22 protein-coding genes are annotated in these 21,504 nt (G+C 73.1%); 12 read left to right on the top strand and 10 right to left on the bottom strand.

Features of this window, described 5'->3' with window-relative positions; all coding sequences use genetic code 11:
- Position 1: 1 nt before the first annotated feature.
- The 3 genes from VF746_27425 to VF746_27415 form a co-directional block, all read right to left on the bottom strand.
- Positions 2-412, bottom strand: a complete 411-nt coding sequence (locus VF746_27425; protein HEX8696179.1) for a DUF4186 domain-containing protein — start codon at positions 410-412, stop codon at positions 2-4.
- A 163-nt stretch (positions 413-575) separates the two neighbouring features.
- Complete coding sequence (locus tag VF746_27420) at positions 576-1,592, bottom strand: DUF1028 domain-containing protein (GenBank protein HEX8696178.1); 1,017 nt, start codon at positions 1,590-1,592, stop codon at positions 576-578.
- 98 nt (positions 1,593-1,690) lie between these two features.
- Positions 1,691-2,119, bottom strand: coding sequence for a hypothetical protein (locus VF746_27415; GenBank protein HEX8696177.1), 429 nt, complete (start codon positions 2,117-2,119; stop codon positions 1,691-1,693).
- 253 nt (positions 2,120-2,372) lie between these two features.
- Here VF746_27415 and VF746_27410 point away from each other — a divergent pair, with 253 nt between their 5' ends.
- The 5 genes from VF746_27410 to VF746_27390 all read left to right on the top strand — a co-directional run bounded on the left by VF746_27410 (position 2,373) and on the right by VF746_27390 (position 6,648).
- On the top strand, positions 2,373-2,600 hold the full coding sequence (locus tag VF746_27410; protein HEX8696176.1) for a DUF3072 domain-containing protein: 228 nt from the start codon (positions 2,373-2,375) through the stop codon (positions 2,598-2,600).
- 650 nt (positions 2,601-3,250) lie between these two features.
- Complete coding sequence (locus tag VF746_27405) at positions 3,251-4,078, top strand: hypothetical protein (protein ID HEX8696175.1); 828 nt, start codon at positions 3,251-3,253, stop codon at positions 4,076-4,078.
- A gap of 29 nt (positions 4,079-4,107) precedes the next feature.
- Entirely contained in the window at positions 4,108-5,436 is a 1,329-nt protein-coding gene (locus VF746_27400; protein HEX8696174.1) for a hypothetical protein, read from the top strand.
- 248 nt (positions 5,437-5,684) lie between these two features.
- Positions 5,685-6,101 (top strand): hypothetical protein, encoded by a 417-nt coding sequence (locus VF746_27395; protein HEX8696173.1) that lies wholly within the window; start codon positions 5,685-5,687, stop codon positions 6,099-6,101.
- A 307-nt stretch (positions 6,102-6,408) separates the two neighbouring features.
- Positions 6,409-6,648 carry a pinensin family lanthipeptide gene (locus tag VF746_27390; protein HEX8696172.1) on the top strand — a complete coding sequence of 80 codons (240 nt, stop codon included), beginning with the start codon at positions 6,409-6,411 and terminating at the stop codon, positions 6,646-6,648.
- Positions 6,649-6,815: 167 nt separating this feature from the next.
- Here the strand turns inward: VF746_27390 and VF746_27385 are convergent, their stop codons facing one another.
- The 4 genes from VF746_27385 to VF746_27370 all read right to left on the bottom strand — a co-directional run bounded on the left by VF746_27385 (position 6,816) and on the right by VF746_27370 (position 8,866).
- A complete protein-coding gene (locus VF746_27385; protein ID HEX8696171.1) occupies positions 6,816-7,229 on the bottom strand; it encodes a hypothetical protein in 414 nt (137 codons plus the stop codon).
- A 196-nt stretch (positions 7,230-7,425) separates the two neighbouring features.
- Complete coding sequence (locus VF746_27380; GenBank protein ID HEX8696170.1) at positions 7,426-7,980, bottom strand: DUF2721 domain-containing protein; 555 nt, start codon at positions 7,978-7,980, stop codon at positions 7,426-7,428.
- Between the two features lie 120 nt (positions 7,981-8,100).
- Positions 8,101-8,661, bottom strand: a complete 561-nt coding sequence (locus VF746_27375; GenBank protein HEX8696169.1) for a hypothetical protein — start codon at positions 8,659-8,661, stop codon at positions 8,101-8,103.
- Positions 8,662-8,743: 82 nt separating this feature from the next.
- A complete protein-coding gene (locus VF746_27370; GenBank protein HEX8696168.1) occupies positions 8,744-8,866 on the bottom strand; it encodes a 30S ribosomal protein THX in 123 nt (40 codons plus the stop codon).
- A 165-nt stretch (positions 8,867-9,031) separates the two neighbouring features.
- On the opposite strand from VF746_27370, the gene VF746_27365 reads away from it, so the two are divergent.
- The 5 genes from VF746_27365 (at position 9,032) to VF746_27345 (ending at position 15,114) form a co-directional block, all read left to right on the top strand.
- Positions 9,032-10,390: a dipeptidase gene (locus tag VF746_27365; GenBank protein HEX8696167.1), complete on the top strand. Its 1,359-nt coding sequence runs from the start codon at positions 9,032-9,034 to the stop codon at positions 10,388-10,390.
- Complete coding sequence (locus tag VF746_27360; GenBank protein ID HEX8696166.1) at positions 10,387-12,024, top strand: M2 family metallopeptidase; 1,638 nt, start codon at positions 10,387-10,389, stop codon at positions 12,022-12,024. Before VF746_27365 ends, VF746_27360 begins: the two co-directional genes overlap by 4 nt.
- A 216-nt stretch (positions 12,025-12,240) precedes the next feature.
- On the top strand, positions 12,241-12,573 hold the full coding sequence (locus tag VF746_27355; protein ID HEX8696165.1) for a hypothetical protein: 333 nt from the start codon (positions 12,241-12,243) through the stop codon (positions 12,571-12,573).
- A 263-nt stretch (positions 12,574-12,836) separates the two neighbouring features.
- On the top strand, positions 12,837-13,373 hold the full coding sequence (locus tag VF746_27350) for a hypothetical protein (GenBank protein ID HEX8696164.1): 537 nt from the start codon (positions 12,837-12,839) through the stop codon (positions 13,371-13,373).
- Between the two features lie 490 nt (positions 13,374-13,863).
- On the top strand, positions 13,864-15,114 hold the full coding sequence (locus tag VF746_27345; GenBank protein ID HEX8696163.1) for a hypothetical protein: 1,251 nt from the start codon (positions 13,864-13,866) through the stop codon (positions 15,112-15,114).
- Between the two features lie 160 nt (positions 15,115-15,274).
- Here VF746_27345 and VF746_27340 read toward each other — a convergent pair whose 3' ends face one another.
- From VF746_27340 to asd, 3 genes are all read right to left on the bottom strand, one after another.
- Entirely contained in the window at positions 15,275-16,039 is a 765-nt protein-coding gene (locus VF746_27340; GenBank protein HEX8696162.1) for a LytTR family DNA-binding domain-containing protein, read from the bottom strand.
- Positions 16,036-17,187, bottom strand: coding sequence for a histidine kinase (locus VF746_27335; GenBank protein ID HEX8696161.1), 1,152 nt, complete (start codon positions 17,185-17,187; stop codon positions 16,036-16,038). Before VF746_27335 ends, VF746_27340 begins: the two co-directional genes overlap by 4 nt.
- A 233-nt stretch (positions 17,188-17,420) precedes the next feature.
- Positions 17,421-18,362 carry an archaetidylserine decarboxylase gene (asd, locus tag VF746_27330; GenBank protein ID HEX8696160.1) on the bottom strand — a complete coding sequence of 314 codons (942 nt, stop codon included), beginning with the start codon at positions 18,360-18,362 and terminating at the stop codon, positions 17,421-17,423.
- A 396-nt stretch (positions 18,363-18,758) separates the two neighbouring features.
- Between asd and VF746_27325 the strand changes: the two genes are divergently transcribed.
- Together VF746_27325 and VF746_27320 are read left to right on the top strand one after the other, a co-directional pair.
- Complete coding sequence (locus VF746_27325; protein HEX8696159.1) at positions 18,759-20,069, top strand: pitrilysin family protein; 1,311 nt, start codon at positions 18,759-18,761, stop codon at positions 20,067-20,069.
- Complete coding sequence (locus tag VF746_27320) at positions 20,059-21,384, top strand: pitrilysin family protein (GenBank protein ID HEX8696158.1); 1,326 nt, start codon at positions 20,059-20,061, stop codon at positions 21,382-21,384. The genes VF746_27325 and VF746_27320 overlap by 11 nt, the downstream gene beginning before the upstream one ends.
- Positions 21,385-21,504 lie beyond the last annotated feature (120 nt).

Genomic DNA, 21,504 nt, shown 5'->3' with positions numbered 1-21,504 from the left:
CCTACTCCACCCCGAGCCCCAGCTGCTCGTCCGGACCTTCCTCGGGCGGCTCGGGGGCGGCGCGCTCCTGCTCGGCGATCCAGCGGGCGAGGACGGAAACGACGTGGCGCCGCTCCCCGGGGGTGAGCTCGCGGCCCCTGGGGATGCGGTGCCACTTCTCCAGGCAGCCGCGGCAGCAGGTGGCGGTGGCGTGCTGCGCCAGGAAGACGGGGTGGCCGCGCATCGGCGTCTGCCTCCCGTCGTTGGGCGGGTGCGCGGGGGCCAGGCGCGCGCCGATCATCTCGTCGGCGTGGCGCAGCACGGCGTCCATCCCGCGCCGGCGCAGGTACGCCAGCTCGGGCCCGCGCAGGCGGAAGTGCGCCCGGAAGCGCGACCCCGCCAGCGCGGCGAACAGCTCGTCCGGGTCACGCATCGCCCGCTCCCGGCTCCGTGGCGGACGGCGGGCGGGCCGGGAAGGCCAGCCGACATCTCCGCGCGGCGCGACCCGCCTGGCAGGGCGAGTGGATCCCTCGGGTCGCTACCGCGCCCCTCGGGATGACGTCCTCGATTCCCGGCCGGTCCCGCCGCATGCGCGCTCAGTCGCGGCCGCCCGACATCCCCTGCACCAGGCGGCGGATGAGGGCGGGGTCGTTCGGCAGCAGGCCCGAGGCGGGGAGCCGCGGCACCAGCTCGGCCCACTTCGGGTGCACGGCGTAGGCGCGGCGCAGCCACGGCAGCGCCTCGTCCACCCGCCCGGCCGCGGCGAAGCTGATCCCCGTCCAGAACACCGCCTCGCCGTTCGTCGCCGAGTCGGGGGCGATGCTGGTGGCGCGCCCGTACGCGGCGGCCGCGGCCGCCATGTCGCCCCGGGTGACGGCGGCGTCGCCCGCGTTCAGGTTCTGGTACACGCGCGCGAGCGTCACCAGGCGGCGCAGCTCCCTCAGCGGCTCGGGGTGGTCTTCCACCCGCAGGTCGAAGAGGCGGTCCGCCCACGGCCGGCCCGTGTTCTCGGGCCCGACCACCAGGATGGCGGCCGACTGGCGCCCGCGGATGTCGCCGCCCTCGCGCTGGGCCGCCTCCAGCGCCTGCAGGAGCCGCTCGGCCAGGTCGCCCTGGGCGCTCTCGAAGGCGCGCGCCATGGCCGGCCACACGGTGGGCTTCTCCATCAGGTTGGCCTGCACCGAGTAGCCGCGCCCCACGTGGTGGCCGGCGGCGGCGATGTCGCGCCCGCCGGTGTAGGCGGCCACCCGCCCCGCGGCGTCGATCATCGCCACCTGCCGCACCGCGCTGTCGGGGTCGGTGGAGACCAGCGCCCGGAGCGCCTCGGGGGCGGGCCGCCCCAGGCGCATCAGCTCCAGCCCCAGCGGCCCGTACGCCGGCTCGGCGAACGACTGCGTGGCCACGGCGCCCACCCCCGCCTCGGCCCAGGTGACGGCGGTGCCCACGCTGAACCAGTGCGACTGCACGGCCACGCCCAGCTGGCCGGTGGCCGAGTCGCGCGCGACGATGGAGTAGGTGGCGACGGGGCGGAGCGGGACCCGCTGGGCACAGAGCGCCGCGGGGAGCGCGAGGGCGAGGACGGCGGCTGCCGGGAGGGGACGGGCGGGTCTCATGCGGACGGCTCCGGGGTCGGGCGCGCGCGGTGCGCGGGAACGTGCGTTGTGCCAGCGCGCGGAAGCTACGCCGCGCGCCCGCCCCGGGCCAGGGTGCGTCAGCCGACGTCGAACTCGGGGGAGACGGACTCGAGCTGCACCGTCTGCCCGCTCGCCGTGAAGGGGATGCGCAGCCGGTAGTGCCCGGGCACGTCGAGCAGCGCCTCGCTGCTCAGCCGGCTCCCGGGCTGGAGCTGGGCCGGCACGCTCCCCGGCGCCTCCTCGCAGGTGGGCGAGTCGACCACCTCCCAGGTGGCGCCGTTGCGCCTCTCGACCACGGCCGCCACGCGCTGGCTGCAGATGGGGACCGCGATGATGGCGCCGGTGGAGTTGAACACCACGTACGGCACGGTGGCGATGCCGGTGGTGGAGTTGCGGCCGAAGCTGTTGCCGGTCATGGTCACCAGCACGCCGGCCAGCGGCGGCTGGGTGGTGTCGGAGCAGGCGGAGAGCAGCAGCAGCGCCGCCGCCAACAGGGTCTTCTTCATCTCGTTTCCCGTGGGGTCGTCGGTTCGTTTTCCATCCGTCGCCTTCCCAACGCCCGGCCCCGGCCGATTATGACACTCGCGGCCGGGCGGGGCGGCAGGCGAGGCGGGTGGAATATGGCGAATGGAGGGCCGGGTTTGAAGATGACGGAGACGACTCGCCCCTACTTTCGGATTTTGTTTGGTATGGATCGTGCGTAAACGTTTGCGCGAGAGACGGTTAGGAGTGAGTCACCTTTGATCGGGAGCACGATCGATGACGGACAGGCGCACGGCGGAGACGGCCGACCAGGGCAACATGATCAAGGACCCGGACAACTGGGTGACCGGCGACGAGCCGATGACCGGCGCCCAGCGCTCGTACCTGCACACCCTGGCCGAGGAGGCCGGCGAGGAGGTGGACGACGGCCTCACCAAGGCCGAGGCGTCGAAGAAGATCGACGAGCTGCAGGAGAAGACCGGCCGCGGGGTGGACCAGGGCTGATCGGCGCGAGCGGGCGGCTGATGCTGATTGACGATCTGCTTCGGTATTCGCGATCGAAGTTCCCGTAGGGGCGAGGCATGCCTCGCCCGGATGGCCGAAGGCCATCACACGGCGACATGCCCGGCCCACTTCGACGAACTTTGGTGTTGCGACAAGCAGCGGGCGAGGCATGCCTCGCCCCTACGAGCCCGATTACCGGATCAGATTCTCAATCGGCATAAGCCGCCCGCTGGAACCCCGGAAAGCCCCGCCCGACGATTCGTGCGTACGCGGGATCGGCGCGGGCGGGGCTTCGACTGCGATGGCGGGAGCCGCGCGTCTCGTAGGGGCGAGGCCTGCCTCGACTGGCGGATGCCGGCGCGTGCGCGCGGGCGGCCGGGGCTCACGAGCGAGGGCCGCCTTCGCACGGACTCGCGGGCTCGCCCCTGCGACCCCGCCCGCGGGCGATGCGGCAGCCGACGCCCTCACAGTGGCGCAGGCGACGATCTCGCATATATTTAGGGCCGGCCGACCGAACCGCCTCCCGTCCACCCCATTCCAGAGCCCCGCTCGCGGCACAGCCCCTCGCATGCGCGGAACCGGCGGAAACTCCGCGCGCCGGCCCCCGTAGTGCACGCCGCCCGCGAGCCCCGCTCCGGGACCGAACCCCGATGGACCTCTACCTCTTCGCGCTTCTCCTGGGCTTCTGCGGCCTCGCCGTGATGGCGATCGGCGGCGCGCTGAGCCACGGCGGGCAGCACTCCGGCGGCCACCACGGCCACGGCCACGACGTCGGCGACGTGTCGCTGCACGGGCACGGCGCGCACGCCGGGCACCTGCACGCGGGCGCGCACGACGTCTCCGTGGGCCACCACGTGGGAGACGTCGGCCACCACGCCGGGCTACACGGGCACGACGTCGGGCACGGACACCACGTCGGCGGGCATGGGCACGACGTCGGCCACGGGCACGGCGTGGGGCACGGGCACCACCACGACGGCTTCGACCACCACCACCAGCTGCAGCACGGCGCCGGGAAGACGGCGGGCGACTTCCTGCTGTCGCTCTTGTCGCCGCGGGTGATCTTCAGCGTGCTGGTGGGGCTGGGGGCCACGGGGCTCTTCGCCCGCGAGTGGCTGGGCGGGCTCCTGCTCTTCGCCGTGGCGCTGGCCGGCGGGCTCGCCTTCGAGAAGCTGCTGGTGGGGCCGTTCTGGAACTTCCTCTTCCGCTTCGCCTCGCAGCCCGCGCTCACCCTGGAGAGCGCGCTGATGGACACCGCCACCGCCGTCACCGGCTTCGACCGCAACGGCCAGGGGCTGGTCTCCATCGAGCTGGACGGGCAGGTGGTGCAGCTCCTGGCCACGCTGCGCCCCGAGGACCGCGCGAAGGGGGTGCGGGTGCACGCGGGAGACGCGCTCCTGATCGAAGAGGTGGACGGCGCCCGCAACCGCTGCACGGTGTCGTGGACCGGGACGACGGCGATCCCCGCCGGCCGGTAACGCTCTAACTCCCTGGAGGAACCATGGGAATGGGTCTCTTGATCCTGCTGGTGTTGTTCGGCGTCTTCGTGATGATGCCGCTCATCGTGTCGTCGATCCTCAAGAACGTCGAGGCGGGGACGATCCGCATGGTGAGCTGGCTCTCCGGGCACACCATCATCTACCGCGGCCCCGGCAAGTCGAAGGAGATCCCCCTCTTCACCACGGGGACCACCCTCTCCAGCAAGGCCATCAACGTCGACCTCGACATCACCGACCAGACGGCCGACCTGGACCGGAACGGCGTGCCGCAGCCGATCAAGGTGCGCGTGCTGGCCTCGGCCATCGTCTCGGTGGGCGACAGCGACGCGATGATCAAGACGGCGGCCAACCGCTTCTTCTCGAAGCCCGACGAGGAGCAGCTCAACATCCTCATCGACCTGCTGAGCAGCTCGGGGCGGCGCGCCATCAACCTGCTCACGCACGACCAGCTCTTCTCGGCCAAGACGGCGCCCAGGCTCCCCGCCATGCGCGGCACCGACGTGGCGCTGCCGGAGGAGCAGCCCGTGGCCGTGGTCCGCGAGCTGGACCGGATGGGCGTGCCGGTGGAGGACGACGACGACCCGCTGGCCATCATCATCCGCAAGGCGTGCTCGCGCGAGCTCACCGACCTGGGGCTCAGCTTCAACTCGCTGAACATCAAGGTGGTGCAGAGCGAGGTGGCCGAGGCGCGGCGCCGCCAGTCGGCCGCCGAGGCGCAGGCCAACGCCGACATCGTGGCCGCGCAGCAGTCGCGCCGCGCCAAGGAGGCCGAGCTGGAGGCCGAGCGCGTGATCAGCGACAAGCAGCGCGAGCTGGAGCAGACGCGCGCGGCCAACGCGGCGCTGATCGCCCAGGCCGAGGCCAAGAAGCAGGAGGCGCTGGCCCTGCAGCGCCAGGCCGAGCTGGAGGCCACGCAGATCGCCCAGGCGCGCGCCGACGCCGAGAAGATGGCGATCGACGCGCAGGCCCAGGCGCAGGCCGAGGCCATCCGCATCCGCACCGTGGCCGAGGCGACCGCCGAGAGCATCCGCAAGGTCAACGAGGCGATCCAGATGGGCGGCGAGGCGTACTTCCGCTACAAGCAGATCGAGATGCTCCCCGAGATCGCGCCCTTCATCGCCGACGCGCTGTCGAAGGCGAAGCTGGTGACGATCGCGGGCGGCGGCGTGAGCGCGCCGGACTCCACGGCCAGCACCATCACCAGCGTGATCCAGACGGTCCTGGCCGCGCAGCTGGTGTCCAGGGGCGGCATCCTGGACGGCGTGGCGTCCGCCGACGGCCAGGCGGACGAGCGGCGGCGCCTGGCGGTGCCGGCGGTGGGACCCGCGGGGGACTGACGACCCGCCGGTGACGGACGGTGGACGGGCCGGGGCGGCGCGCCCCGGCCCGTTTTTCGTCCGCATGTGACGCGCGCGGGACTTCGGCGTTATATTCCAAACGTTCCCCTCCCAGACCGACCGGCCCATTCCCCGCGGAAGTCGAGCGTCCACGGACGTTTACGGCTCTCGCGCGCCCACTGGCGTGGGGCGCGCGGGGGGTGGTATCCTTGCCGGTGACGACCACGCGGCACACCAGGAGCAGACCGATGGCGGAGCAGCCCGACAGAGCGGAGGAGGGGGAAGGACGGCCCGGGGACCTGCGCAAGAAGGTGATGGGGGGCGCCGCCCTGGTGCTCGGCGCCACGGGGCTGTTCCTCTTCATCGTGGGCCTCAAGCGCAAGCACCGCCTCGACGAGGAAAGCGAGGTGTCGCTCCCGCCCGAAGGCGCGCACCGCGGGACCGACGCCATGGCCCGCCACCCGCTCGACGAGGACGGGGAGGAGCCGCTCCAGGCCGCGGACCGGCGGCCCGCCCCCACCCGGCGCCGCGCCCCGCGCCGGAAGGCGGGCGGCCCCTCGCGCAACGGCGCGGAGGGCACGGGCGACGATGCCCGGCCCCGGCGCGCCCCGCGCCGGCGCCCCGACGCCGCCTCCCGCCGTCCGGACGACGACGAAGGGGATTGACCCGGTCTGCCGAGGCTCCTTCGGATTCAGAACCGAAAGTCTCACACGGAGGAAACGGAGTCAACGGAGGGTTTTCTCTGTTGACTCCGTCGACTCCGTGTGATCCTCAACAACGAACGACGGTGCCCGCGGCGAATCGCGCCGCGGGCACCGTCTTCGTTCGCCTCGGACCGGGATGAAGGCGTTGCGCTCCCGGCGGATCGCGTACACCTTCCACTTGCCGGATTCCGCCGCGAATTGAGTGGCGCCCTCACCCATCTCCCCTCCGCGCCTACCGGCCGCGCGGCCTCTCACCGGAGACAGACCCATGCAGAAGCTGAAGCTCAAGCTCGACGACCTCCAGGTCGAGTCGTTCCCCACGGCCGACGGTGGCGCGAAGGGGAAGGGCACCGTCAAGGCGCACGACGTTCCCACCTACTGGCTCCCGGGGTGCTGGACCGCGCCGGACTACGGCTCCACCTGCGAGCCCGTCTACACCTGCCCCGAGTGCGCCTCGCCGCCCGAGACGCAGTACCAGTGCGCCGAGACCGACCTCTGCGAGCCCTGACCGACCTCCGCGAGCCCGCGCAGCCGGCGGCCGACCCCTTCGCCGCTCCGCGGTGCGCAACGACGGTGTTCCTCCGCTGACTCTGCTGCTCTGCGTGCATCCAAAAAAGACGGTGCCCGCGGCGAAATCGCGCCGCGGGCACCGTCTTCGTTTGGGCCGGCCCGGGATCAGTCGCGCTGCCGGTCGCCGGGGGTGTGCTGGCGCCCGTCGCGGACGTGGGTGTCGTGGGGCTCGCCGCGCGCGGCCTCTTCGGCGCTGGTGGTGTCGTGCGCGCCCGTGCTGCCGCTCTTCGCCCCGATCCCCTGCTGGTGCTCGGCGATGGTGTCGGGCTTCGGCGATCCCCTTCCCTGCTCCGACGGCGCCTGGCCCGCAGCGAAGCCCTTGCGCACCTCCGGCTCGTGCGGGTTCTCCACGCGCTGGGTGCCCTGCGCCGCCTGACGGCTCTCGCCGCTGCCTTCCGCCTGCTCCGAGCGGGGGCCGCCCTGGTGCCCGCTCATCCCCTGCTCCTTCGCCTCCCGGCTGGCCGGCGAGCGGCTCCCGGGCTCGTCCGGCGCGCGCCGCGTCTGGTCGATTCGGCTCATCGTTCCTCCTCTGTCTGCGGATCGACGTGGGAGGGGTGGGCGCCGCAAGCGGCGGGCCGGAGGGGAATCGGGCTGGGTCGGGCGAATGAATTCGCTGCAACGACCACACGAAGTCCGCCTTCGCGGACTACCGGCTTCTGCGCATTCCGCCGGTCTCGTGCGCGGAGCCGGCTTCCGGGACGGGCGGGCGGCGCCTTCAGGCTCCCCGGCGGCCGAACCAGCCGCGGCGGCCGCCGCGCTCCAGCAGGTTCTCCGGGGCGTGGTGCTGGCCCAGGCGCCACACGAAGTCCATCTCCTCGTCGATGGCCGCCACGGCGATGCGCGACTCGCGGATCAGGTTGAGGCTGGCCGCGAAGAGCAGCCCCGCGCCCGCCAGCCCCAGCACGATCGGCACCCAGGCCCAGCGCTCGGCCGTGGCGGCCACGATGCCGATCGACACGCTGGTGGCCACGAACACGCTCACCGCCAGGTACAGCCGGCTCATGGCGTGCTGCAGCAGCCGCGCGCGCCGGGTGAGGCCGGCGAGCTGGTCGAACATCAGCTTCCGCTCTTCCTCCAGCATGGTGCGCTCTTCCGCGCGCGCCAGCTCCGCGAACTGCTGCGACACGTCGCGCGTGCGGTCGATCACCCGCCCCAGCCGCGTGGACGTGGCGATGATCAGCGATCCGCACGCGGAGATGAGCACCGCGGGCGTGATCATCGCCGACAGGATGGCGAGCGCGCCGGAAAGCTGGGGGAAGTCGAGCTGCATCGCACGGGTGGCCGGGAGAATGCCGGATCAGCGGCCATGAAGATGCGCGGGGAACGGCACATCGCACCATCCCCTGCCAAACCCGCCAAGCTCCGGGACACCGTCTCCCGACTGGCCGCCTCAGCTCACCCAAGTGGGGGCCATGCCGACGATCCGCCACCTGCCCTCCGGAGAGCGCTTCAGGACCACCACGTTCCCGTGCCCGCAGAGGTAGTGGCATTGCGTTCCGGTCTGGACCGCCGCACGCCGCCGCTCCGCGTCGAAGCCGACGCGCGACAGGTAGTGGAAGCCTCCGGAGGCCCCTCTCGCTCCCGGGTAGCGTGCGTAGAAGCGCTCCCACACGTCACCTATCGTGGAGTAGTCCTCCTGCCGTTGCGCCGCGGTGAACCAGAGGATCGGCACGGAGGCGCGCAGGTCCGTGGGAAGCAGCACTGGCGTGCGGCTCTTCGCATGCATGTCCGCGATCACCGCTTCGAAGCCGGGCACCACGTTCCCGGGCTCATGCACCTGCGTGCTGTCCATGAGCACGAGCACGGACACGCCCGGGTGAACGAACAGGCTGTCGATGACCACGCGGTACACGGCGCGCTCGTCCGCCTGCCGCGCCCGCTCCGGGTCGACGCGGGCGGACGCGCACGCCTGCAGCGCGAGCATCGTGAGCACGAGGGTGAGCGCTCTCATCGGCCCTCCTGGGTGCACGACGGCAGCACGAACGCCACCCCGCGGATCACGCGCGGGGTGGGCTCGGCGGCGCTACAGGAGCTCAGCTCTTCGCGCCGGCGGCGGTCTTCGGCGGCTTCTTCTTGCCTTCGTGCTTGGGGCGGGTCTTCCCCGTGGTGCCCCGGCGGATCTTGCCCTTGCGCGTCTTCTGGTCGCCTTTGCCCATCTCGTGTTCTCCGAGGGTGAACGGGTTCGGTCACTGGCCCCACGCAGTTTCAGCACGAATCGACGTCGGCGCAAGCTCCGACGCAATCCGCCCGGGTAGCCGATTCGGAGCCGCGGGCTATATTGGCCCGGTCTGGCGATCCAACGAATGAACCCGAGCGTGCGAATGTCCGTCACCGAGCATCTCCAGAGCCGCCGCGAGCAGAGCCTCGCCGAGCTGAACGAGTGGCTGCGCATCCCCAGCGTCAGCGCCAAATCCGAGCACCGGGGCGACACCGCGGCGGCGGCCGAGTGGCTGGCCGGGCGGATGAAGGCCGCCGGGCTCGCCGCCGAGGTGATCCCCACCGACGGCCACCCCGTGGTCCTGGGCGAGTGGCGCGGCGCCGGCGAGGGCGCGCCCACGCTGCTCGTCTACGGCCACTACGACGTGCAGCCGGCCGAGCCGCTCGACGAGTGGCAGTCGCCCCCGTTCGAGCCCACCGTGCGCGACGGGAAGCTCTTCGCGCGCGGCTCCGTCGACGACAAGGGGCAGGTCTACCTCCACCTCAAGGCCGTCGAGTCGCTCCTGGCGGACGGCGGAGCGCTCCCCGTCAACGTCGTGTTCCTGGTGGAGGGCGAGGAGGAGGTCGGCTCGCCCAACCTGGGGCAGTTCCTGGGCGCCAACGCCAGTCGCCTGCGCTGCGACGCCGTGCTGATCCACGACACCACCATGTTCGCGCCGGGGCTCCCCTCCATCACCATCGGGCTGCGCGGGCTGGCGTACATGGAGGTGCGCGTGCAGGGCCCGGCCACCGACCTGCACTCGGGCGCGTACGGCGGCGCGGTGGTGAACCCCGCCAACGCGCTGGCCAGGATCATCGCCGCCCTGCACGACGAGCGGGGCCGCGTCACCGTCCCCGGCTTCTACGACAAAGTGCGCGAGCTCACGCCTCCCGAGCGCCAGGCCATCGCCGGCCTCCCCTTCGAGGAGGAGACCCTGCGCGCGGAGGTCGGCGCGCCGAAGCTGGGCGGCGAGCAGGGGTACGGGCCGCTGGAGCGCATCTGGGCGCGGCCCACCCTCGACGTCAACGGCCTCCTCTCCGGCTACACGGGCGAGGGCGCCAAGACCGTGCTCCCCGCGCGGGCCATGGCGAAGGTGTCGATGCGCCTGGTCCCCGACCAGGACTACAAGGAGGTGGAGAGCGCCTTCACCGACCACGTCCTCTCGCTCGCCCCCGAGGGGGTGAAGGTGGAGGTGGAGGCGCTGCACGGCGGGCAGCCCTGGTACGCCGAGCCCTCGGGCCCCGTGTTCGACGCGGCGCGGCGGGCGCTGGCGCGCGCGTTCGGGCGCGAGCCGGTGACGATCCGCGAGGGCGGCTCCATCCCCATCGTCCAGCAGTTCCAGGAGATCCTGGGGGCGCCGGTGGTGCTGATCGGCTTCGGGCTCCCGGGCGAGAACGCGCACGCCCCCAACGAGTGGATGTCGGTGGAGAACTTCCACAAGGGCGCCGAGGCGGTGGCGCTCCTGTACGAGGAGCTGCGATGAGCACCGTGGAGACGGCCGCCGCGCCCGGGGCCGCGGCCGCGGAGGCCGAGGCCGCCGCCTTCGTGGAGGAGCACGCCGCCGGGCTGGCGCCGCTGCTGCGCGAGGCCCACCTGGCCGGGTGGGACGCGGCGGTCGGCGCGGGCGACGAGGCGTACGAGCGCGCGGCCCGCGCCCGCGCGGCGGTCAAGACGCTCTACGCCGACGCCGGGAGCGCCCGCCGGGTGCGCGCCTGGCTGGAGTCGGGCGAGGTGCGCGACCCGCGGCTCCGGCGCCAGCTGGTGCTGCTGGACCACGACTTCACCGCCAACCAGCTCCCGCGCGAGACGATCGAAGACCTGGTGGCGCGGGCGAGCGAGCTGGAGCACCTCTTCCACACCTTCCGCTCCACCTTCCGCGGCGGGCGCGTCTCCAACAACGAGCTGCTGGAGGTGCTGGAGGAGGAGACCGACGGCCGCGTGCGGCGCGAGGCGTGGGAGGCCAGCAAGCAGATCGGGCGCGAGGCCGCCGGACCGCTGCGCGAGCTGGTGCGCAGGAGGAACGCGGCCGCGCGCTCGCTGGGGTTCGAGAACTACTACGCGATGGAGCTGCGCATCCAGGAGCTGGGCGAGGAGCGGCTCTTCGGCATCCTGGACGAGTTCCGCGACCGCACCGACCTCCCCTTCCGCCGCTTCCGCGACGAGCTGGACCGCGACCTCTCCGCCCGCTACGGGGTGCCGCCCGAGAGCCTCAGGCCCTGGCACTGGGACGACTTCTTCGCACAGGAGGCGCCGGCGGCGGGGGGGCGGGTGGACCTGGACGCCTTCTTCGAGGACTGCGACCCGGTGGAGGTGGCGGCGGAGTTCTTCCGCGGCATCGGGCTCCCCGCCGACGACGTGCTGGAGCGTAGCGACCTGTACGAGCGCGAGGGGAAGGACCAGCACGCCTTCTGCCTGGACGTGGACCGCGAGGGCGACGTGCGCGTGCTGTGCAACATGCGGCCGAACGAGAAGTGGATGGGCACCATCCTCCACGAGCTGGGGCACGCGGTGTACGACCGCTACGTCCCGGGCGAGCTCCCCTTCCTGCTGCGCACCATCGCCCACACGCTCTCCACCGAGGCCATCGCCATGTACTTCGGCCGCCTCACGCGCGACCCGGCCTGGCTCGAGGACGTGATGGGCGCCGGGCTGGACGAGGGCGAGGCGGCCGACATCCGCCGCCAGCAGCGCGCGGCCATGCTGGTGTCGGCGCGGTGGATCCTGGTGATGGTGTACTTCGAGCGCGAGCTGTACCGCGACCCCGACCGGGCGGACCTGAACGCGCTCTGGTGGGACCTGGTGGAGCGCCTGCAGTACATCCGCCGCCCCGACGGCCGCGACGAGCCGGACTGGGCGGCCAAGGTGCACCTCTCGCTCTCGCCCGTCTACTACCACAACTACCTGCTGGGCGAGCTGATGGCGTCGCAGATCTCGGCCCACGCGCGCCGGGGCGTCCCCGCGGGGAGGAGCATCGCGGGGCAGCCGTCGGTGGGCCGCTTCCTGCGCGAGCGGATCTTCGGCCCCGGCGCCACGCTGGACTGGAACGAGCTGCTGGTGCACGCCACCGGCGAGGGCCTCACCTCGCGCTTCTTCATCGACGAATTCGTCGGGTCGTAGCCGCCCGTCCGGGCCGATCCCCTGGACGCGACCCTCTTCCGGCCCGTCCGGAAGGGGGTCGCCGCGTCACGGCCCGAATCCCGGCGCCCTTCCCTCCCCCGCGAAAGATCCGGCGCGCTGCGCGCAGCGTACCGTCTACCGTCGACGGCCCCGGGCAGGCGATGGCAGGCCGGGCCCGGACCAGCCCACCTCTTCTTCGCTTTCCGGAGGGACCCGATGCAACCGCGCAAGCTCAGGCTGGACGACCTGCAGGTCGAGAGCTTCCACGTGCTCCCCGAGGCGCCGGGGCAGCGCGGCACCGTCGCCGCCCAGGAGGCCGCCACGGCCACGCTGGAGGCGCCGTACACCTGCTACGACCCCACCTGCAGGCGCCAGTACACGTGCTACGTGTCGTGCGGGGGGAGCTGCGTGAGCTGCACCTGCGAGAACACCTGCGAGGGCCGCTTCACCTGCGACTTCGCTTGCGAAGAGACGGGCGGCATCACCTGCGACCTGAGCTGCGACGGCCTCTGCTCGCTGGATTTGGACGCCTGCCCGCTCACCGCCTGAGCGAGCCGGACCCACCGGACCCGGGCACGACGCGACCCCCTTCCGAGCGCCGGAAGGGGGTCGCTTCCGTTCGCTGTCCGCTCGGGGCTACAGGGAATTGTGTCCGGAGCGGGACGAAGCGGCGACCACCCCCGGGAGCCGGAGCGAGACCAGGACGATCGACGACAACGACTTGGGCGTGGAAACGCATGTTGGGCCGCGAGATTGCCCTGCCGGCCGGGCGCTGGTCACGCTTTCCATCCACCCGCCCGACAGGTACTCCCATGTCCAGAGCCACTCGCGCCGCCGCACTCGCACTCGCCCTCGCCGCCTCGCTCCCGCTCGCCGCGCGCCCGGCGGCCGCCCAGGAGGAGGTCCAGCCGCCCCTGGCCCGCAACGCCGTCTACGTGGAGCTCCTCGGCAGCGGCCTGCTGTACAGCATCAACTACGACCGCCTGATCACCCCCAGCGTCGCCGGCCGCGTCGGCTTCATGTTCGTCCGGGCCGAGGACGACAGCGGCGACAGCGGCACCATCGCCATCGCGCCGATCACGGCCAGCAAGCTGTGGGGCAACGGGAGCAGCCACTTCGAGACGGGGGTCGGCCTGGCGGTGGCCACCGCCGACTTCGACTTCGGCGAGCTCGACGACTTCGACGAGGACGCCGACCTGAGCTCGACCACCGTGTACGGCACGGGCGTGCTGGGCTACCGCTACCAGCGCCCGGGCGGCGGCTTCCTCTTCCGCGTGGGCCTGACCCCGATCTTCACCACCAACGACTTCGCCCCCTGGTTCGGGCTGAGCTTCGGCTACGCGTTCTGAAGCTCCACCTCGCCGCCGCACGATCGAAAGGAGGGCGCCCCAGCGGCGCCCTCCTTCGCTTTCCTGTCACTCCGCAAGGAACCGTCCGGGAGAGTTATTGAAAATCCTCACGCGCGGAAAAGAGAATCGACGTCCGCCGTTCCTCTGCCTTCCTGCGTGATCCCAATCTGTCCAGAGTCAGCGCACCATCCAGCAACCTGTTGCCCAACACGATCTTACCAGCCTTCTACCCGTGTCCTGATTGGTCACGGCGAAAGGAGGATTTGTCATCGTCGAGCGCCCGGTTCGTCCCCGGTTCGTTGGCAGCAAACACGTGATTTGCGAGCGTTGCGGCGCCACGACTGCAGGAGGTTGGGACGACCCGGGGCTCGTCACCCGCGCCGCTTCAGCCGACCGGGAGGGCCGGAGGCGCCGCGCCCCCCCGGGTCGAAAGGGCGGCAGAGATCGTTGGTGTCCACAATCCAGAGGTACGAGGTACCGGAGGTTTCGTATGGGCAATCGCAATCGCATCCTGGCGCTCGCCGGCCTGCTGGCGCTGGCCGCCTGCACCGACGAGCCGACCCGTCCCGGGCCGGAGCTGGCCCCGGGCCCGCGGCACGGGTCCAACGCGTCTCCCGCGGCCACGGTCGGCTACCAGGCGCACGCGCAGGACTGGGGCTGGATGGGCTGGGTGTCCGAGGGCCAGGTGGCCGGGACGATCGGCCAGGACCGCCGGCTGGAGGCGCTGCAGATCAGCCTGTCGGGGAGCACCAGCCCGGCGGCCGAGGTGTGCTACCAGGGGCACGTGGAGAACTACGGCTGGATGGGCGAGGTCTGCGGCAACGGGCAGACCATCGGCACCACGGGGCAGGCGCTGCGGCTGGAGGCGGTCAGGATCCGGCTCAGGAACGCGCCGGACCTCAGCATCTGCTACAGGGCCTACGTGCAGGGCACGGGCTGGCAGAGCGAGGTCTGCGACGGCGAGGTGGCGGGCACCACCGGCCAGGCGCTGCGCGTGGAGGCCATCACCATCCGGCTGCGCAAGCCGTTCTACGCCTGGACCGACAGCCGCACCGGCACCCCCAACGGCGTGCTCCTGCAGGGCACGGCCGGCGTGGGGCAGCACGAGAGCTACGCCCGCCAGTTCGTGTGGGCGGGGAACTGCGAGAAGTACTTCCAGGTCGACAACGCCTTCGTGGACCGCAACAGGGGCAGGTACCTGATCTACATCATCGGCGACGAGCCCGACCACGACGGCTCCACCTGCCTGTACACTCCCGAGGAGTACGCCCGGGTCTTCCGCGACGCGGTGGCGCACATCCGCTCCATCGACCCCACCGCGCGCTTCTCGAACGGCGGCTTCACGCAGCCCAACGCCACGCCGGCGGGCTACCCCCACTTCACCGACTACGCGGACCGCTTCATCGCCGCGTACCGGAACCTGACGGGGCAGGACCCGCCGGTCGCCGAGTGGCGCTTCCACGGCCTGGCGCTGGACGCGGCCACGTTCGCGGCGTGGATGAACCAGGCGGCGTCGTGGGCGGCGGCGCGCGGGCAGAAGATCTTCGTCGGCTCGTTCAACGGGCCCGACATGGCGGCGATGGTCGACCACGTGAAGAACGACAGCCGCATCGTGGGCGCCTCGTGGTGGAGCTACGACGCGGTGAACCGCTGGGACGGCTCGCCCTGGCCGTACGCGCTCACCAACCCCGACGGGACGCTCAACGCCCGCGGCCAGCAGTACGTCCAGGTGACGAAGTGAGCGCCGCGGCCGGTTCCCGGTCCCGGTGCTGATCGGAGTCCGGCAAGGATCAGCCTCACGCGGAGCCGGCGGAGTCGGCAGGGAAACCCCTCCGTCGACTCTGCCGACTCCGCGTGAGGCCTGGAGTTTTCCGTGTTCGATCCAGGACCCGGAGCACGCCTCAGCGCACGCCGCCGATCACGCCCTGGAGCCGCTCGCGGTAGCGATGGCCGGTGGTGACCACGGCGCCCCCCTCCAGCACCAGGTCGTAGCTCCCCCTCGCCAGCGGGTGCACCTCGCGGATGCGGTCGACGCTCACGATCGCCGAGCGGTGCACGCGCACGAAGCGGGCGGGGTCGAGCGACGCCTCCAGCCCCGACAGCGTCTGGCGGAGGAGGTAGCGGCGGCCGCCCGCGTGGATGCGCGCGTAGTTCCCCTCGGCCTCGATCCAGTCCACCTCGGCCGTGCGCAGCACCACGATCCGCTTCCCCAGGCGCACCGCGAGCCGCTCCAGGTACGCGGGCGCGCGCACCGCCTCGGCCACCACCCGCCGCAGCTCGGCCTCCGAGAGCGCGGGGCCGCCGGCCGCGAGCGCGGCGCGCGCCTTGGCCAGCGCCGCCCGGAAGCGCGAGCGGCGCAGCGGCTTGAGGAGGTAGTCGGCCGCGCTCACGTCGAAGGCGCGCACGGCGAACTCGTCGTGGGCGGTGGTGAAGATGGTGACCGGGGGGCGCCTCCCCAGCGCGCGCAGCACCGCGAAGCCGTCGCGCACGGGCATCTGCACGTCCAGGAAGAGCAGGTCGGGGCGCTCGGCGCGCACGCGCTCCAGCGCCTCGCCCCCGTCGGCGGCCTCGCCCACCACCTCCACGTCGGGCTCGGCCGCCAGCAGGTCGCGCACGCGGGCGCGCGCCGGCGGCTCGTTGTCGGCGATCAGGGCGCGGATCGTCACGCCGCCTCCCGGCCCGGGGCGCCGCCGCCGCGGCGGAACGGCAGCTCCAGCTCGACCACCGCGCCGCCGCCCGGCGCCGGGCGGATGGTGAGCCGCTCGCCGCCGTAGAGGTGGCGGAGCCGCGCGCGGGTGCTCCCCAGCCCCACGCCCTCGCGGTAGGCGAGCGGGAAGCCCGGCCCGTTGTCGGCCACGCGCAGGCGAAGGACGCCGCCCTCGCGCCCGACGCACACCTCCACGCGCCCGCGCCCGGGGCGGCGCGCCACGCCGTGGCGCATGGCGTTCTCCACCAGCGGCTGCAGCACCAGGTGGGGGACCCGCGCGTCCAGCGCGCTCGCCTCCACCCGCCGCACCACCTCCAGCCGCTCGCCGAAGCGCGCCTGCTGGATGCGCAGGTACGGCTCGAGCGTGGCCAGTTCCTCGCGCAGGGTGACCTCCTGGGTGTGCTCGTGGGCCAGGCTGGCGCGCAGCAGGTCGCTCAGGTCGCCGATCATCTCCTCGGCGGCCTCGGGGTCGCGGCGCACCAGCGAGGCCACGGTGTTCAGCGCGTTGAAGAGGAAGTGCGGCTGCAGGTGCGCCTTGAGGGCCCTGAGCCGCGCGCGGGAGAGCTCGCCCTCCAGCCGCGCGGCGGCCAGCTCGCGCTCGCGCAGCCGCCGGAAGTACTCCAGGCCGTGCATCATCCCCACCAGCGTGTAGCTGAACATGAGGCCGCTGGGGAAGCGGGACAGGGTCTCGTAGAACGCGAAGTCCGGCGGCACGCCGAAGTCCGCGTTCAGCCAGCCGGTGAACCAGTACTCGGTGAGGGAGCGGAAACTGGCGAGCACCAGGCCGCCCAGCGCGAACGCCAGGGCGCCGCGCCGCCACCCGCCGCGGTCCAGCGGGTAGCGCCGCGCCAGCCACCACGCCCCCAGGCACAGCACGGCCCACACGTACACCTCGAACGCCGACACTCCCAGCGCGCGCCACCACGACGGCCGGCCGAGCCGCTGCTCGTTGACGTAGTAGTTCCGCGCCGCGAAGAGCGGGACGAAGAGGGTGTACGCGGCCAGCAGCAGGAGCGGCAGCCGCCCGGGGCGCGGCGCCCGGACCTCCGGGCGTTGCGCGAGGGCCGGCTCCGCGACGGCGGGCGCGGCGATCGAAATGGTGGTCACGGAATCTCGGCGCGATGGTGAGGGACCTGGCCGGAACGGTGCGAAGTGTGAGATGCCGGGGAGGCGCCGGAAGGTTGTCGACAATTCGTCGATCTCGGCTCGGACGGGACAATGTGGTGGTCGATCCGGACGATTACGGACGACCCTCGTCGCTGGCCCGACGGAGTATTTCGTCCGTCAGCGGCGGGCCTGCAGGTGGATTACTGCCATACACCGGCTGAGTCCGCGCGCGCTCAGGGCCGGGGCCCCGGAGCCCGCCCGACCGCCATCCCCAGCCGCACCGGCGCGTGGGGCTGGAGCTCCGGCGCCAGCTCCACGCGGCCGGGCTCGAAGACGAGGACCACCGTCGAGCCCAGGTGGAAGGTCATGATGTGGCCGCCCTGCTCGACCGGGACGGGCGGGTCGTAGACCTTGCTCCGCGCGTCGACGCCCCTGCGGTTGGTCACCCAGGCGTCGGTACCGGGGGGCGCGTTCCACTCGCGGTCGAAGGCGGCGGAGATGCGGCCCACGTTGTAGGCGCCCACCGCGACCACCGCCACGCGCCCCAGCGGCCCGTCGACGTAGCACAGCAGCCGCTCGTTGCGCGCGAACAGGTCGGCGACGTGCAGCACCGAGGGGAGGTTCACCGGCATCAGCGCGCCGGGGACGTGCCGCGCCCGCGGGATCGTCCCCGCGCACGGCGAGTGGATGCGGTGGTAGTCCTTCGGGCTCAGGTACAGCGTCACGAAGGCACCGCCCTCGAAGCGCTCCCACTGGCCGTCCTCGTCCAGCAGGTCGCGCAGCCGATAGTCGCGCCCCTTCGCCTGGATCAGCTTTCCCCCCGTCACCCGCCCCGCCTGCCCCACCGCCCCGTCCACGGGGCACGCCGCCACGCGCGGGTCGTCCGGCCAGGCCCGCGCACCGGGCTTCAGCTCGCGCGTGAAGAAGCGGTTGAGGGTGGGGAAGCTCTCTAGCGGCTCCGCCGCCTCGCCCAGGTCCGCCCCCACGAAGCGCGCGAACCCGCCGAACACCGGCCTCCTGAGCGGCTTCGGCACGCGCACGTCGGCCATGCGCCCGAACGCGCGCGAGAGCGCCCCCTGCGGCAGGCGCCGGAGGAGGGTGAGCACCGCGCGCGCGCCGGCGCCGGGGGTGTCGGGGGTGTCGGGGGTGTCGGGTCGCTCGTCAGCCCGGGTCATGCGGTCGGGCGGCATGCAGGGAGCGTGCGAACGGCGAGTGCGAAGTTCAAGTGCGTGAGTGCGTAAGTGCGTGAGTGCGTTACGGCGTAGTGGCGAGGCATGCCTCGTCCGTCGAAGCCGCTTCCCCACTGAAGCCGGTTGGGCGCACGGCAACTCGCCCCCACAGCCTCGCGCGGTTTGCGAGGCTTCCTGCTGTTGTTGCTGCGGGTTCACCCGCCCCGACGCGACGCCAACCCTCGACACCGACACCTCACCTCGGCATCCGGCCGGACCCACCCCCGTCGCGCGACCCCGGGGCCGGGGGTTAGATTCGGCCCCTTCCATGCAGCAGGCCCCGTCCCCCCGTCCGCCGGGCAGGGGGACGGATCATCCACCGAACGAAGCGACCGAGACGACGTGCCGGCCACGATCACCACCGACCTGCGCATCCCCAGCCGCACGCGCGTGCTGGGCAACGGGATGCGCGTGGTCCACCACGAAGACCGCGCCGCGGCGCTGGTGTCCGTCCACCTGATGTACCGCGCCGGCTCGCGTGACGAGCGGCCCGGGCGCACGGGGCTGGCGCACCTGCTGGAGCACCTGATGTTCGAGGGGTCGCTGCACGCGCCCAAGGGGCAGTTCGACGACCTGCTGGAGCGCGTGGGCGGCACCAACAACGGCTCCACCTGGCTGGACCGCACCGAGTACCACGAGACCGTCCCCACCCACGCGGTGGAGCTGCCGCTCTGGCTGGAGCGCGACCGCCTGGCCTTCTTCCTCCCCGTGCTCACCGCCGAGATGCTCGAGGTGCAGCGCGGGGTGGTGATCAACGAGCGCCGCCAGGCCTACGAGAACCGCCCGTACGGGATGGCCGACCAGCGGCTGCACGAGATGCTCTTCCCCCCCGGGCACCCGTACCGCTGGCCCACCATCGGCTACCTCCCCGACCTGGAGGCCATCACCCTGGAAGACGCGCGCGCATTCTACCAGACGTACTACGCGCCCGGCAACGCGGTGCTGGTCCTCTCCGGCGACCTGGGCGAGGGCGAGGCGTTCGCGCTGGCCGAGCGGTACTTCGGCGACCTGCCGGGCGGGCCGGGCGCCCCGCCGGCGCCCTCCGCCGACGGCGCGCCGCCCCTGCCGGCCGTCGCCCGCGAGGTGATGGAGGACGACGTCTCCTTCCCCCGCCTCTACCGCGCGCACGCCACGCCGGGGTTCGGGACCAGGGAGTGGGTGGCGCTCGACGTGCTGGCCTACCTGCTGGCCGACGGCGACAGCTCGCGGCTGCAGCGGGCGCTGGTGCGGGGCGCCGAGCTGGCGCAGGACGTCGACACCTACCTCTACCCCACCTCCCTCTGCGGCGTCTTCGGCATCGTGGCCACCGCGCGCTCGGGCGTGCCGGGCGAGGCGCTGGAGGACGCCGTCCGCGCGGTGCTGGAGGACGTGGCGAAGAACGGCGTCTCCGACGACGAGGTGCTGGGGGCGGTGCGCCGCGTGCGCCGCGACCACGCCAGCGAGCTGGCCACGGTGGAGAACCGCGCCGACGCGCTGGCGTACGCCGCCACCGTGCTGGGCGACGCGGGCGAGGCCGAGCGCGTGCTGGCCGCCTACGCCGAGGTGACGGCGGACGACGTGGCGCGCGCCGCGGGCGAGTGGCTGGCCGGGGAGCGGGCGGCCTCCCTGCTGGTGGTCCCGCGCCCGGGAGCGGAGGCGCCGGATGACGACTGAGGCCGCCGTCCTCCCCCGCCCCACCACCGGGGCGCCCCCCGCGCCGCGCATCCCCCGCCCCGAGCGCTGGACGCTCTCCAACGGCCTGCGCGTGGTGGCCGCGCCCCGGCACGGGGTGCCGCAGGTGGTGCTGCGGCTGGTGCTCCCCGCCGGCGCCGCGGCCGACCCGCCCGAATATCCCGGCGCCGCGCACCTGGTCGGCCAGCTGCTGACGGAGGGGACGGCCGGGATGAGCGAGGAGGAGCTGAACGCGCGGCTGGACCTGCTGGGCGCGGCGGTGCACCCGCACGTGGGCCACGACTTCGCCGACGTCGAGGCGGTGCTCCTTTCCGAGGCCCTGGCCGAGGGGCTGGCGCTCCTGGCCGAGGTCGTCACCCGCCCGGCCTTTCCCGCGGCCGAGACGGAGCGCGTGCGCCACGAGTCGCTCGACGCGCTGGTGGCGCGGCTGGACGAGCCCGCCAACGTGGCCGACGACCGCGCCGCGCTGGAGGTCTTCGGCGCCGACCACCCGTACGGGCGCCCGGAGTTCGGGACCGAGGAAGGGATCCGCGCCGTCCCGCGCGAGGCGCTGGCCGCCTTCCACGCCGAGCGCTACCGGCCGCGCGGCGCCTTCCTGGTGGCGGCCGGCGAGTTCGACCCGGCGGAGCTCGGCGCCCTGCTGGAGGAGGCGCTCGGGCGTTGGACCGGCGAGGCGCCGCCCGTCGCCTGCCCCCCGGTGCCTCCCGCCCCCGCGAACGCGGGGAAGACGGCGCTGGCGCACTGGGACCTGGCCTCGCAGTCGGAGATCCGCATCGTCGGCCGGGGGATGGCGCGCCGCTCGCCGGACTGGATCGCGGGGGCGGTGGCCAACTTCATCCTGGGCGGCAGCACCATCACCGGCCGGCTGGGCGCCAACCTGCGCGAGGAGAAGGGGTGGACGTACGGCGTGCGCTCGGGCTTCACGGCGGCCGTGCACCCCGGCGGATGGTCGGCCGAGACGGCGGTGGGCGTGGAGGTGACGGACGACGCGGTGGCCGAGATGCTGAGGGAGATGCGCCGGCTGATGGACGAGCCGGTGGACGAGGCGGAGCTGCGCCGGGCCAAGGACGCGCTGGTGCTCTCCCTCCCGCGCGGCTTCGAGACCCCCAGCGGGATCGCCGGCCGCCTGTCGACGCTGGAGGCGTACGACCTCCCGCGCGACTGGTGGGAGCGCTTCCCCGCCGCCGTCGAGGCGGTCACCGCCGCGGACGTGCAGCGGATCGCGCGGGAGCACTTCGACCCCGGCCGCCTGGTGCGGGTGGTGGTGGGCGGCGGGATGGAGGAGGGGGACGGCTGAGGGCGGATCGCTCGTCGACCGACCCGGCGCCAGGGGCGGACTTCCGCGCCGAAGTCGTGAAGCACCCTCTCCCGAGGTTGGGAGAGGGTGGCGACGCGGTAGCGGCGCCGGGTGAGGGCC

Source organism: Longimicrobium sp. (assembly GCA_036389795.1).
GTDB lineage: Bacteria > Gemmatimonadota > Gemmatimonadetes > Longimicrobiales > Longimicrobiaceae > Longimicrobium.
The sequence above is the reverse complement of the archived record's forward strand: the minus strand, read 5'-3'. Positions and strand labels throughout refer to the sequence as shown.

Bases quoted from the DNA above. Each gene is read 5' to 3' on its own strand.
- VF746_27425 (HEX8696179.1), bottom strand. From the start codon at position 412: ATGCGTGACCCGGACGAGCTGTTCGCCGCGCTGGCGGGGTCGCGCTTC.
- VF746_27420 (HEX8696178.1), bottom strand. From the start codon at position 1,592: ATGAGACCCGCCCGTCCCCTCCCGGCAGCCGCCGTCCTCGCCCTCGCG.
- VF746_27415 (HEX8696177.1), bottom strand. From the start codon at position 2,119: ATGAAGAAGACCCTGTTGGCGGCGGCGCTGCTGCTGCTCTCCGCCTGC.
- VF746_27410 (HEX8696176.1), top strand. From the start codon at position 2,373: ATGACGGACAGGCGCACGGCGGAGACGGCCGACCAGGGCAACATGATC.
- VF746_27405 (HEX8696175.1), top strand. From the start codon at position 3,251: ATGGACCTCTACCTCTTCGCGCTTCTCCTGGGCTTCTGCGGCCTCGCC.
- VF746_27400 (HEX8696174.1), top strand. From the start codon at position 4,108: ATGGGTCTCTTGATCCTGCTGGTGTTGTTCGGCGTCTTCGTGATGATG.
- VF746_27395 (HEX8696173.1), top strand. From the start codon at position 5,685: ATGGCGGAGCAGCCCGACAGAGCGGAGGAGGGGGAAGGACGGCCCGGG.
- VF746_27390 (HEX8696172.1), top strand. From the start codon at position 6,409: ATGCAGAAGCTGAAGCTCAAGCTCGACGACCTCCAGGTCGAGTCGTTC.
- VF746_27385 (HEX8696171.1), bottom strand. From the start codon at position 7,229: ATGAGCCGAATCGACCAGACGCGGCGCGCGCCGGACGAGCCCGGGAGC.
- VF746_27380 (HEX8696170.1), bottom strand. From the start codon at position 7,980: ATGCAGCTCGACTTCCCCCAGCTTTCCGGCGCGCTCGCCATCCTGTCG.
- VF746_27375 (HEX8696169.1), bottom strand. From the start codon at position 8,661: ATGAGAGCGCTCACCCTCGTGCTCACGATGCTCGCGCTGCAGGCGTGC.
- VF746_27370 (HEX8696168.1), bottom strand. From the start codon at position 8,866: ATGGGCAAAGGCGACCAGAAGACGCGCAAGGGCAAGATCCGCCGGGGC.
- VF746_27365 (HEX8696167.1), top strand. From the start codon at position 9,032: ATGTCCGTCACCGAGCATCTCCAGAGCCGCCGCGAGCAGAGCCTCGCC.
- VF746_27360 (HEX8696166.1), top strand. From the start codon at position 10,387: ATGAGCACCGTGGAGACGGCCGCCGCGCCCGGGGCCGCGGCCGCGGAG.
- VF746_27355 (HEX8696165.1), top strand. From the start codon at position 12,241: ATGCAACCGCGCAAGCTCAGGCTGGACGACCTGCAGGTCGAGAGCTTC.
- VF746_27350 (HEX8696164.1), top strand. From the start codon at position 12,837: ATGTCCAGAGCCACTCGCGCCGCCGCACTCGCACTCGCCCTCGCCGCC.
- VF746_27345 (HEX8696163.1), top strand. From the start codon at position 13,864: ATGGGCAATCGCAATCGCATCCTGGCGCTCGCCGGCCTGCTGGCGCTG.
- asd (HEX8696160.1), bottom strand. From the start codon at position 18,362: ATGACCCGGGCTGACGAGCGACCCGACACCCCCGACACCCCCGACACC.
- VF746_27320 (HEX8696158.1), top strand. From the start codon at position 20,059: ATGACGACTGAGGCCGCCGTCCTCCCCCGCCCCACCACCGGGGCGCCC.